Below are 1,885 nucleotides of genomic sequence, written 5' to 3' on the forward strand. Positions count from 1 at the left end.
ACACCGGCGACGTCGTCGCGGTCGACGACGCCGGCTTCATCTCGATCCGCGGCCGCGCCAAGCGCTTCGCCAAGATCGGCGGCGAGATGGTCTCTCTTGCCGCGGTCGAGGCGCTGGCCGGCGAACTGTGGAAAGGCTCGCTGTCGGCCGTCGCCACGGTGCCCGACGCGCGCAAGGGCGAGAAGCTGATCCTCATCACCGAAGCGTCCGGCGCCACCCGCGCCGACTTCCTGGCCTTCGCCAAAGCGAACGGCGCCATGGACCTGATGGTGCCGGCCGAAGTGCGCATCGTGCCGAAAGTGCCGGTGCTCGGTTCCGGCAAGCTCGACTTCGCCGGCGTGACCAGGATGGTGCGCGGCGAGGAAGAACTGAAGGTCAAGGCCGCCTGACCTGAATGTGTGAACAGGCCCGCGGTAAGCGCGGGCCTGTTCACCGGCCGGCGGGCCCGGCCGAGATGTCAGCTCAGGCCGCGTATCGTGCCATTGCGGGCTGCCTCGACCATTGCGCATACCAGCTGTCGAACAGCTTGAGCTGCTGCTCGGCATAGCCGCGCTGGCTGTCGCTCAAGGCGTCCGTCTCGTTGAAGTGCAGCCTGTATTCGGGGGCCCCCTTCAGCACCATCATGTGCTTGAAATAGAGCACGAGGTCCGGACCCTCGTCGAAAGAGGACAGCACGGCCAAAGCCGCGTCGAGTTCCTGCGCCAGCCGGCGCGCCTCGGCATCGCCCTTCGCCGCCGCCTGGCTGAGGCCCACCAGATGCAGCACTTCCTTGGGCAGCACATTGCCGATGCCGGTGATGGCGCCGGACGCTCCGCAATTGACGAAGCCGTGGAAGACGGCGGTGTCGACGCCGATCATCAGCGCAACGTCGTCGTCGCGGCTGGTGATGTTTTCCGCCGCGTAGCGCAGATCCGCCGGGCCGCCAAACTCCTTGAAGCCGACAAGGTTCGGATGCTCGGCGCGCAGCGCGAAGAAGAGGTCGGCGCGCGTGGCAAAGCCGTAATAGGGACTGTTGTAAATGACGGCCGGCAGGTCGGGCGCGGCGGCAAGAATCGCCTTGAAATGATGGCGCTGCGCCGTCACCGACGGCCCGCGCGACAGGACGCGCGGGATCACCATCAGGCCGCGCGCGCCGACCTTTTGCGCATGCGCGGCATGCGCCACCGCGCTGGCCGTGTTGACGGCGCCGGTGCCGACGATCACCGGGACGCCGGCCTTCACCAGGCGCTCGACGCCTTCCATGCGCTGCGCGTCGGTCAAGAGCGGCCAGTCGCCCATGGAGCCGCAATAGACGACCGCCGACATGCCGGCGGCGATCAACTCGCGGCCCTTGCGCACCAGAGCGTCGAAGTCGGGAAGGCGGTCATCGGTGCAGGGCGTCATCAGCGCCGGCATGCAGCCGGAAAAAACACTGGCGGTCATTTTCGAAGTCTCCTTGAGGCAGGCATGCAGATTGGCCAGTTTGGCCCGACACAGCACCGCTTGCCAAGCGGATAGTCGAGGTCAGATCGCATCCGCTGGGGAGGCCGTCGAGGAAAGCCAGGCGATCCGATCCGCTTCACCACCGGCTTCCGGTCCCGCCCGGCCGCGGAGGCGAGCCCTCGCGATCATCGCGGAGGTCGCCGTCCGAACCGGGCGGAGCGGCCGTTTCAGATCATTCGCAATCGCCCTTGTATTCGTATTTCTCCGCGGCGGCCGTGTCGCCGGCCTTGATCGTGACGATCTCGGTCAGCGTCGTCTTGTCGAGCGATCCGCCGCCGATCAGCTTGGCCGCGGCCTCCATCGCCACCTCGCCTTCCTGCTTGGGGTTCTGGGCGATAAGGGCGTGTATGGTCCCGTTCTTGAACGCGTTGACCTCAGCCGTGGCAGCGTCATAGGCCACGAC

General features: G+C 66.9%; 1 protein-coding gene and 2 pseudogenes. 1 reads left to right on the forward strand and 2 read right to left on the reverse strand.

Annotated elements, in window-relative coordinates; genetic code table 11:
• Window positions 1–389, forward strand: a pseudogene (locus tag EOD07_RS32895) (hypothetical protein); the annotation flags it as partial.
• Window positions 390–462: 73 nt separating this feature from the next.
• Here EOD07_RS32895 and EOD07_RS32900 read toward each other — a convergent pair.
• Window positions 463–1,422 (reverse strand): dihydrodipicolinate synthase family protein, encoded by a 960-nt coding sequence (locus tag EOD07_RS32900; RefSeq protein ID WP_041005080.1) that lies wholly within the window; start codon window positions 1,420–1,422, stop codon window positions 463–465.
• Between the two features lie 232 nt (window positions 1,423–1,654).
• Window positions 1,655–1,885: pseudogene (locus EOD07_RS37915) on the reverse strand (hypothetical protein); the annotation flags it as partial.

Source organism: Mesorhizobium sp. M2C.T.Ca.TU.002.02.1.1, assembly GCF_003997225.1.